Below are 9577 nucleotides of genomic sequence, written 5' to 3'. Positions count from 1 at the left end.
TTCCAGGAACAACTGGGGTCGATGCTGGATAAGGCTCACCGGCTGGAAGAACTGGTCGGTCAAGTGGCCGAGATGCTGGGGCTGAGCGACGAGGAGACGGAGATCGCCTGCCGAGCGGCTCACCTGTGCAAGGCCGACCTGGCGACACAGCTCCACGAACTGTGCGCAGACCTTGCGGATCGCCGGGCCGTTGTCCTTCCGGAAATCGGCGATGGTCTTGTGGTCCGGCGCCAGGCGCCCCGTCAACCAGGCCGCGGGCAACCCGATTCCGCCCCCCAGCAGCAGGGCACCACCCAGTTCCCAGGCCGCCTCGATCAGCGCCAGCTCACCCTCACCGGACAGCATCCACCCCAGCATGGCCATGGCAAGTCCGAAAACCACGATACCCCAGCCGTCATCGATGGCGACGATCCCCAGCAGCAGTCGAGCCCGCAATCGGGTATCACCACTGGCACGCACCGTCTCCTGAACGGCCGCCGGGTCGGTGGCCACGGAGATGGCTGCCAGTGCGACTGCCACCACTACCGGGAACCCCAATGCCAGCAGACCGGCACCCACTGCCAATGCACCCACGCCGATCACCGAAATCGAGACGATCAGGATCAAGGGCCCGATGCTACGCAGGCGATCCAGGGTCAGTTCGCCACCGAGCAGGAAGGCCACCATCACCAGGGCCACCTGGATCAGCGGCTCGCTGAGCCCGCCCAGCGGAGCCCCCCCCTCCTGTCCCAGCACAACCTGCTGGAACACCGCCACCCCGACGCCCACCAGCACCAGCAGCGAGATACGCGGCAGGCGGGTTCGGCTGGCCACCACGTCGGCCAGGATGCTCGTGGAAAGGATCATCCCCAGCAGTATCAGGCTAGCTGCGGTAAAGGACGGGTCGATGGGCAACCAGGAGAATGCGTCGGAGAATATCACCTAGTCGCGTCCTTCTCGGTCGGGGTCACGGCAGCGAACCTCCAGCCTAGCATAGGACCCCATGCCGGGCATCGACCCGCCGGGAGGGAGCTCATCGGGCCCTGCTCAACAGTTGTGGCGCCTTGCCGCAGCCGACTTGATCTCTGTCATGCAATGGGGTCGGTTAGGGTCCATACTGAATGTGTAGTACATGATTTTACTCTCTGATTCAGGAGTTTATATGGCACGTCAAGACAAGGGCGCCACCCCCTGGCTGGTCCTCGGGCTGCCCGTCGCGCTGGGGCTCGCCTGGGTTACTCAGGGCAATGGGGTGATCGAGGACGATCCGGAGCGCAATATCGCGATCCCGGATGAGCTGACCATGCCGTTGCAGGTCCAGGCCGCCTACAGTGATTCACACATCTTCTTCCGCTACCGCTGGCCTGCCGAACGCCCGCATATCCTTCACGACGTGCTGGTCTACGAGGATGGTGACTGGGTGAGGAAAGGCAGCGGGATGCCTGGCTCCAACCCGGATGGTCTCCACGAGGATCGCGTCGCGATGATGCTCGATGACGGCAGCGTACCGAACTTCGCCCGCTACGGTGGCTACATGACCATCGGAGCCGGGGCCGCTGGCCTCACCGACGAGGCCCCGGAAGAGGTCAGCAAGTCGATGCCCGGCACTCGCATCGACCTGGCTGACTGGGCCAGCCGCCAGGCGCCGGAGACCCTCGAGGCCCAGCGCGAGGCCGGCTACTTCCTCGATCTCTGGCACTGGCGAGGCCATCGTTCCAACCCGCTGAACCTTTCCGATGACCAATGGGTCGGCGCGGAGCGCTCCGGCGACGCCGGTCGCAGCCCCTACACCACCAACTGGGATGGCGACGCCGGCCAACCGCAATGGATGTTTGACCCGGAAGAAACGGGCCAGGTTGCCCTGCGCTGGGAGGACATCGAGGCCGGCCGGGTGGACTTCGACAGCCCCTACTTTCTGGCGGAGGCCACCGCGACCGACTTTGATCCCGACCACGACTGGCAGAACGGCGACGTCATCCCACGCCGGTTCCTCCGCCAGACCGAAGGCTCCCGTGGCGACATCACCGTCCAGGGTGAAGGGCGCTGGAACGATGGCTACTGGGATGTGACCCTTTCCCGCCGTCTGGATACCGGTAATCCGCTGGACGACAAGATCCTGCGCGACCAGGGCCTCTACGCGGCGGCTTTCTCGGTACACCGCAATGCCACCGGGGGACGCTGGCACAACGTTTCTCTTCCCGTCTCGCTGGGTCTGGGGCGTGATGCCGACCTCACGGCCACCCCCTTCCAGGGCAGGACGCCGGACTGGTCGGATGACTGGAAGGAAGTCACCCTCTTCTACCCGGGGCAGGTGAACTGGCCGCTGCTGGTCAGCCGTGCCCATGCCGGCGCGGAGCACATCGCCGAAGGCACCCCGGTGCAGGCCCGGCACAGCGAGCGACAGCTGGCGATCTACGGCGTGGAGATGGAGTTCAACGACGCCATCATTCGCCAGTGGGGCCTGACCCTGCTTGCCGGCCTGATCGCCATGCTCGGTGTTACGATCGCCCTGATTCCCGTCTTCCGCAACACCTCCACCGACCGCAAGGGAGAAGCATCATGAGCGGCATTCACCATATGCTCGTCCACTTCCCGCTGGGCTTCTGGGCACTCGCCACCCTGATGATCCTGGTCGGCGCCCTGCTGCCCGGCCGCATGGCGGAAATCAACCGCGTCGCCCTGCTGCCGGTGCTGATCCTCAGCCTGCTGGCCGCTCTGGCTGCCATCGTCAGCGGCTTTCTCGTCTGGCCGGTCGAGGCCAGCACCTCCAGCCCCCTGGCCCGCAATCACATGCTCACGGCGCTCTGGTCGCTGGGTGTCTTCACCATGCTGACCGTGCTCGTCTGGCAGGCGGGCAGCTCGGCCTTCGATGGCGCACGGCGCTGGGTACTGCTCCTGCTGGCACTGATCGGCATTTCCATCTTTGCCACGACAGGTACCATCGGCGGCCACCTGGTGGGGGCAACGACCCAGTTCTCCGAACTGCTGAAGGTGTTCGGCTGGGACGTCTACCACACCTTCTTCGTCCCGACCTGGGTGATCGCCGTGATGGTGCTCATCGGGATCGCCTGTGCCGTTGCAGGGCTCAAGGGGCGCCGCGCGGCCACCTGATCCGCTTCCCTGCCCTGCCCCCCATGAAGAAGGCCCCGCATCGGCGGGGCCTTCTTCATGAGCGGCGCTCGAACACGGTCTACTCGAAGCTGAAACGCGGCGCCGGGGCATCCGGCAGCAGGGCCGCACAGGCGCGCACCCGTTCCAGCAGCGCCTCGTGGGTGGGCGCCAGCAGGTTGATGTGGGCCAGCTTGCGGCCGGGGCGTTCGCTCTTGTCGTAGCGGTGCAGATGGGCGTCCGGCAGGGCCAGGATCTCGGCCGGGTCGCCCTCGCGGCCGATCACGTTGACCATGCAGGTCGGCATGCGCGCCGAGGTGTCGCCCAGGGGCAGCCCCTGAATGGCACGCAGGTGGTTCTCGAACTGGCTGGTCACCGCGCCGTCGATCGACCAGTGGCCGGAGTTGTGCACCCGGGGGGCCATCTCGTTGGCCAGCAGGCTGCCATCGGCGCACTGGAAGAGCTCCAGGGTCAGAACGCCCACGTAGTCGAGCTCGTCGAGCAGGGCACGGATGTAGCCGTCGGCGATCTGCTCGACCCCCTCGTCCAGGTCCGGCAGGGGCGCAATGGAGTAACGCAGGATGCCATCCACGTGCTGGTTCTCGGCCATGGGGTAGAAGGCCACCTCGCCGTCACGACCGCGCACGGCGATAATCGACACCTCGCGCACGAAGTCGACGAAGGCCTCCACGACCAGCCACGGATGGTTGATCGCGCGCCAGGCGTCATGGGCCTCGCCGGGGTCCTTGAGCACCACCTGGCCCTTGCCGTCGTAGCCCTCGGTGACCGACTTGGCCACCACCGGGCAGCCCAGCTCGCGGGCCGCAGCCTCGAGCTCGTCGGCGTGCTCCACCAGGCGGTAGGCCGGGGTGGGAATGCCCAGGCGGTCGAACAGCGCCTTCTCCTCGGCGCGGTTCTGGCAGACACGGATCGCCTCGCTGGAGGGATGGACCGGCCTGACCTCCTCGATGGCCTGGACCAGCGAGACCGGCAGGTGCTCGAACTCGTAGGTCACCAGGTCGACCTTCTCCAGGAAGGCCTCGAGGTGCTTGCGGTCGGTGTCGATCATCACGTCCCCGATACCGGCGCTGGGGTGCCCGGTGGTGTCGAGGAAGGTGAAGCGGTTGGCCAGCGGATAGCCGGCGAGGGCCAGCATGCGGCCGAGCTGACCGGCGCCGAGGACGCCGATGTTCATGCCTTTTTCCATAACCTTTTCCTCACTCGCTGTCGGACCGGGGGTCAGGATGGTCGAGCACGGTACGGGTCTGCTCGGCGCGGAACGCCTCCACGGCGACCTGCACCGTAGCGTCCTGCAGGCCGACGATCTGCGCGGCCATCAGCCCCGCATTGGTGGCGCCGGCCTTGCCGATGGCGAGCGTTCCCACGGCGATGCCGCCGGGCATCTGCACGATGGAGAGCAGCGAGTCCAGGCCCTTGAGCGCCTTGGACTCCACCGGCACGCCGAGCACCGGCAGCGCCGTCTGGGAGGCCACCATGCCCGGCAGGTGGGCCGCCCCGCCGGCACCGGCGATGATGACCGACAGGCCCCGACCGGCCGCGCCCTTGGCGTAGTCGAAGAGCAGGTCGGGGGTGCGGTGGGCGGAGACCACACGGGTCTCGCAGGGCACGCCCAGCCGCTCCAGCATCGCCACGGCGTGCTCCATGACCGGCCAGTCGGACGTCGACCCCATGATCACGCCCACCTTCGGCGCCTGTGTATCGGACTGCATGACCTGCTCCTCGGCAACTGCCTACCTGCGGAAAGGAAAACCGCACATTCTAGCGGCACCCGCCGGTCACGTCATCCTGTCCGCCCGGACAGCCCCGCCTCCCGGCGGCTGGCCAGCCAGTTACCGGCCAGCGCCAGCGCCATCACCGCCACTCCGGCGACTTCCACCATCAGGTCGGGATAGAAGGCCGCGGCGATCGCCGGCAGCAGCACCAAGCGCAGCGGCCAGGACATCCAGGTGAACAGATACCCTTCCAGGGCCGCAGCGAAGGCGCCCAGGGCCAGGAAGCCGATGAACGCGGTCCACACCAGCACCGGCAGCGGCCCGCCCATGATGATCTCCGGGTTGTAGACCATGAACAGCGGGATCAGGTAGAGCCCCTTGGCGAACTTCCAGGCCTGGAAGCCGGTATCCATGGGCTTGCTGCCGGCAATCGCCGCACCGGCGAAACCAGCCAGCGCGATGGGTGGCGTGACGTTGGAGTCCTGGGAGTACCAGAACACCACCAGGTGGGCGATCAGCAGCGGCACCCCGAACTCGGCCGTCAGTGCCGGGCCCACCAGCACGATCAGCACGATGTAGCTGGCGGTCACCGGCAGGCCCATGCCCAGCACCAGGCTGGCCAGCAGCACCATCACCAGCGCCAGCAGCAGGTTGCCACCGGAAAAGGCCATCATCATGGAGGAGAACTTCAGCCCCAGTCCGGTCAGGCCCACCACGCCAACAATGATGCCCGCCACGGCACAGGCCATGGAGACGGCCACGGCATTGCGCGCACCCAGCTCCAGGCCGCCGACCAGCTTGATCAGCCCGGCCTTCAGCGCCTCGCCCAGGGTCTCCGCGGTCACCCTCTGGCCCTCGCGCGGCGCGATGAACAGGAACCATACCGCGAAGCGCAGCACCGCCACGGCCAGCATGGTGAGGATGGCGTAATAGCCCACCCGCATCGGCGACATGTTCATCGCCAGCAGCCACACCAGCACCAGCAGCGGCAGCAGGAAGTGCCAGCCAGCCCCCATCACGTCGCGCATCTGGGGCAGCTCGCTTTTCGCCAGACCCTGCATGCCCTGCTTGAGAGCGATGATGTGCACGAAGAGGTAGACGGTGGCGAAGTACATGATGGCCGGCAGGATGCTCACCTTGACCACGTCGAGATAAGGCATCCGTGTGTACTCGGCGATCAGGAAGGCCCCGGCCCCCATCAGCGGCGGCATGATCTGCCCGCCGGTGGAAGCCGCCGCCTCGATGCCGCCGGCCTGGTGGGGCTTGTAGCCCAGGCGCTTCATCAGCGGGATGGTGAAGGCCCCGGTGGTCACCACATTGGCGATGGCACTGCCGGAGATCGAGCCCATGCCCGCCGAGGCGATGACCGCCGCCTTGGCCGGCCCGCCGCGCTGGCGGCCGGTGGCGGCATAGGCCAGGTCGATGAAGAACTTGCCGGCGCCGGTGATCTCCAGGAAAGCCCCGAACAGCACGAAGATGAAGATGTAGGTGGCCGCCACGCCCATGGGCAGGCCGAAGATGCCCTCCTGGCCCAGGTAGAGCTGACCCACCAGGCGGTCCAGGTTGTAGCCCCGATGCTCGAGGATGCCGGGCAGGAACTGGCCGAGCCACGGCAGCTCGCCGCGCGGGCCGGCGAAGGCGTAGAGGATGGCAACCATCCCGATGATGGTCATGCCCAGGCCCACCGCCCGGCGCGCCGCCTCGAGCACGGTAACGGTGGCGATGCAGCCGATCACGATGTCGGCCTGGCTCCAGAAGCCGGCACGGTTGATGATCTCGTCGAGGAAGAGCACCAGGTAGCCGCCAGTGACCAGGGCCCCGCAGAGGAAGACCGCGTCGACCAGTCCGCTGATGGGCCCGCGATCATGCTTCGGCCCCGGCAAGGGGAACATCAGGAAGGCCAGCATCATGATCAGCATCAGGTGGATGCTGCGCTGGTAGAAGAGGCCCAGCGGCTGGATGCCGGCGGAGTAGAGCTGGAACAGTGACAGGCCCACCGCCACCAGGGTGATCAGCCACAGCACCGGGCGGGAATGGTTCGCCTGGCTGCCGGGAATGATGGGAGAGGTGCCCGAATCGCTCATGTGATTATCCCAGGGTCGTGGTTCATTCAGGGGGGGTTGTGAGGCGGACGGTCACCGGCTGGTTCTCGGCCAGGCGACTCAGGCTGATGCGCTCGCCGTCCACTACCAGGCGGTGATTCACGCGCATGGCGCCTACTCGTAATCGGTAGGCATTGCCCGGCACCGCCTCGTCGATCGCCTCGATCCAGTAGCCGCCCTCGCCGTCGGAGACCTGGCGGCCGCGGCCAGGGATATGGTCCAGCCCCGCCGCGAAGTCAGGCAGGTGGCTGCGCTCCAGGACCATGCGACCCTGCCGGTGGCGATAGCAGTCCAGCACCGGGAACCCCTCGACCGAGTGGTTCCACTCCAGGCACCAGCCCTCCCCCTCGGGCATCGACAGGCTCACCAGACGTTCGCCGCCGGCGTCCAGCACCTCCAGCCGGGCCTGGTCGGCCGCGACCGCCGGGTTGCCGGCCGCAAGGCCCGCACAAAGCAGCAGGGCGGGCAGCCAGGCCCGCCCCGCGATCAGGCGTGATGTGCGCATGGCGCGTCAGGGACGCTGATGATCGGCAACCTCGGCACCCACTTCCTCGTAATAGCGCAGCGCGCCCGGATGGAAGGGGATCGGGGTCGACTCCACGCTGAACTCCACGGTGGTGTCATTGGCCGCCGGGTGGATGGCGATCAGTTCGTCGGTGTACTCGAAGAGCACCTGGGTGATCTGATAGGCCAGCTCCTCGTCCATCTCGCTGCTCACGGCGAGTACGTTGGGGATGCCAATACTCTGCACCGCCTCGTCCATGCCCTCGTACAGGCCTGCCTTCAGCGTGTAGGCGGCGAATACGGGCTCGGCCTCCTTCGCCTTGGCGATCTCCTCCTCGGTCAGGCCGATCACGCGGATGTCACGGGTGGTCGCCAGGTTCATGATCGAGCTGGTGGGCGGGCCCACGCTCCAGAAGCCGGCATCGATGTCGCCATCGCGGATGGCATCGGCGGTCTCGTTGAAGTTCAGGCGCCGCGGGTCGAAGTCGTCATAGGAGATGCCGTTGGCCTCGAGAAGGGCCTGGGCGTTGACCTCGGTACCGCTGCCCGGGGCGCCCACGGAGACTGTCTTGCCCTCGAGGTCGGAAAGCGACTCGATGCCGGAATCGGCCAGGGTGACGATCTGCACGGCGTTGGGGTAGATGGAGGCCAGCGCACGGATGCTCTCCAACTGGCGTCCCTCGAAGTCGCCGGTGCCGTTGTAGGCCTGATAGACGGTGTCGGCCAGTGCCAGGGCGAGGTCGGAATCCCCCCGCCACACCAGCCCCATGTTCTCCACCGAGGCGCCGGTCACCTCGGCCACGGCGTCGTAGCCCTCGATGTGCTTGCCGATCATCTCGGCCAGGCCACCCCCATAGGGATAGTAGGTGCCGCCGGTACCGCCGGTGGCGACGGAGAGCTGCTGCGCGGCAGCCAGGGGGGCCGTGGCCATCAGCGTGGCAGCAGCGGCGTACTTCAGGAATCGCATGTCAATCCTCCGGTCCTGGAACCAGGTTTGTTGTGAATTATCTCGGCGCCACCATCTCATGGCGCCTCACCTCACGCTAGCACGGCCGCTGCGTGAGAACCCAATGTTACTATTTCTACGTTCTCCGGAATTTTCGGCAATTCACCCAAGGTCGAATCCTGGCCTCATTGCTCGACCAACGCCTTCACCTTGTCGACGATATGCGCGCCGATAGGGATCGCCGAGGTGGCGGCCGGCGACGGGGCATTGCCCACGTTGACGGTACGCGGCGTGTTGACGAACAGGAAGTCATCCACCAGCTTGCCGTCGCGGGACACCGCCTGGGCTCGCACGCCGGCCGGATAGGGGCCCAGGTCCTCCAGGTCCAGGCTCGGGCAGTACTTGCGCACCAGCGCGAGATAGCCCCGCTTGTGCAGCGAATTCTTCATCTCCACAAGGCCCGGGCGCAGGTTGCGGCCCAGCACCTTGAGAATGCCGGGATTGGTGAGCATCTGCGCCAGGTCCCGCGGCGAGACATCGCGCCGGCGATAGCCCTCGCGCTTGAAGGCCAGCACCGCGTTGGGCCCCACGGTGACCGAGCCGTCGATCATGCGGGTCAGGTGCACCCCCAGGAAAGGCATGGAGGGATCGGGAATCGGGTAGATCAGGTGGTTGACGATGTCGTTGTGCTTCTCCGGCAGCCGATAGTACTCGCCGCGGAAGGGGCAGATGGTGAAGCCGGGGTCCTGACCCAGCATGCGCACCACCCGGTCGGCCATCAGGCCCGAGCAGGTAACGAGGTAGTGCCCCGTGAATTCGCCGGCACTGGTGGTCACCACCACTTCCTGGCGACGCTCCTCCAGGCCGGTGACCTCGGCATCGTAGCGAATCTCTCCGCCCCTCCGCTCGAACTCGGCGGCCATCGCCCGGGTCACTGCCGCATAGTCGACAATGCCGCTGGAAGGCACAAAGATGCCGCCGACCCCGGTGATGTTGGGTTCACGCTCGGCGAGCGCCTCGGGGCCCAGCCACTCGCGCTCCAGGCCGTTGGCCTCGGTGCGCTCCCAGAGCGCCTTCATGCGCTGCATCTCCAGGTCATTGGTGGCGACCAGCAGCTTGCCGCAGTTGTCGTAGGGGATGTCGTGGGCCTTGCAGAAGGCCTTGGTGGCCCGGTTGCCCTCCAGGCAGAAGCGCGCCTTGAGGCT

8 protein-coding genes and 1 pseudogene are annotated in these 9577 nt (G+C 66.7%); 3 read left to right on the top strand and 6 right to left on the bottom strand.

Annotation, left to right across the window (positions count from 1 at the left end):
• Window positions 1-21: 21 nt before the first annotated feature.
• The 3 genes and pseudogenes from RI841_RS16520 to RI841_RS11155 form a co-directional block, all read left to right on the top strand.
• Window positions 22-93, top strand: a pseudogene (locus tag RI841_RS16520) (hypothetical protein); the annotation flags it as partial.
• A 1048-nt stretch (window positions 94-1141) separates the two neighbouring features.
• Window positions 1142-2542, top strand: coding sequence for an ethylbenzene dehydrogenase-related protein (locus RI841_RS11160; RefSeq protein ID WP_310705676.1), 1401 nt, complete (start codon window positions 1142-1144; stop codon window positions 2540-2542).
• Window positions 2539-3090 (top strand): hypothetical protein, encoded by a 552-nt coding sequence (locus RI841_RS11155; RefSeq protein WP_310705675.1) that lies wholly within the window; start codon window positions 2539-2541, stop codon window positions 3088-3090. The genes RI841_RS11160 and RI841_RS11155 overlap by 4 nt, the downstream gene beginning before the upstream one ends.
• 79 nt (window positions 3091-3169) lie before the next feature.
• Here RI841_RS11155 and RI841_RS11150 read toward each other — a convergent pair whose 3' ends face one another.
• The 6 genes from RI841_RS11150 to lhgO all read right to left on the bottom strand — a co-directional run.
• On the bottom strand, window positions 3170-4282 hold the full coding sequence (locus RI841_RS11150) for a 5-(carboxyamino)imidazole ribonucleotide synthase (protein ID WP_405000939.1): 1113 nt from the start codon (window positions 4280-4282) through the stop codon (window positions 3170-3172).
• Between the two features lie 22 nt (window positions 4283-4304).
• Window positions 4305-4817: a 5-(carboxyamino)imidazole ribonucleotide mutase gene (purE, locus tag RI841_RS11145; RefSeq protein ID WP_310705673.1), complete on the bottom strand. Its 513-nt coding sequence runs from the start codon at window positions 4815-4817 to the stop codon at window positions 4305-4307.
• Window positions 4818-4888: 71 nt separating this feature from the next.
• On the bottom strand, window positions 4889-6904 hold the full coding sequence (locus RI841_RS11140; protein WP_310705672.1) for a TRAP transporter fused permease subunit: 2016 nt from the start codon (window positions 6902-6904) through the stop codon (window positions 4889-4891).
• Between the two features lie 22 nt (window positions 6905-6926).
• Window positions 6927-7427 (bottom strand): DUF1850 domain-containing protein, encoded by a 501-nt coding sequence (locus RI841_RS11135; protein ID WP_310705671.1) that lies wholly within the window; start codon window positions 7425-7427, stop codon window positions 6927-6929.
• Between the two features lie 6 nt (window positions 7428-7433).
• Window positions 7434-8393: a TAXI family TRAP transporter solute-binding subunit gene (locus tag RI841_RS11130; protein ID WP_310705670.1), complete on the bottom strand. Its 960-nt coding sequence runs from the start codon at window positions 8391-8393 to the stop codon at window positions 7434-7436.
• 164 nt (window positions 8394-8557) lie between these two features.
• The coding region (lhgO, locus tag RI841_RS11125; protein ID WP_310705669.1) for an L-2-hydroxyglutarate oxidase at window positions 8558-9577 on the bottom strand (1020 nt) is incomplete at its 5' end.

This window comes from Halomonas sp. (assembly GCF_031581305.1).
Taxonomy (GTDB): domain Bacteria; phylum Pseudomonadota; class Gammaproteobacteria; order Pseudomonadales; family Halomonadaceae; genus Halomonas.
The sequence above is the reverse complement of the archived record's forward strand: the minus strand, read 5'-3'. Positions and strand labels throughout refer to the sequence as shown.

Bases quoted from the DNA above. Each gene is read 5' to 3' on its own strand.
- RI841_RS11160 (WP_310705676.1), top strand. From the start codon at position 1,142: ATGGCACGTCAAGACAAGGGCGCCACCCCCTGGCTGGTCCTCGGGCTG.
- RI841_RS11155 (WP_310705675.1), top strand. From the start codon at position 2,539: ATGAGCGGCATTCACCATATGCTCGTCCACTTCCCGCTGGGCTTCTGG.
- RI841_RS11150 (WP_405000939.1), bottom strand. From the start codon at position 4,282: ATGAACATCGGCGTCCTCGGCGCCGGTCAGCTCGGCCGCATGCTGGCC.
- purE (WP_310705673.1), bottom strand. From the start codon at position 4,817: ATGCAGTCCGATACACAGGCGCCGAAGGTGGGCGTGATCATGGGGTCG.
- RI841_RS11140 (WP_310705672.1), bottom strand. From the start codon at position 6,904: ATGAGCGATTCGGGCACCTCTCCCATCATTCCCGGCAGCCAGGCGAAC.
- RI841_RS11135 (WP_310705671.1), bottom strand. From the start codon at position 7,427: ATGCGCACATCACGCCTGATCGCGGGGCGGGCCTGGCTGCCCGCCCTG.
- RI841_RS11130 (WP_310705670.1), bottom strand. From the start codon at position 8,393: ATGCGATTCCTGAAGTACGCCGCTGCTGCCACGCTGATGGCCACGGCC.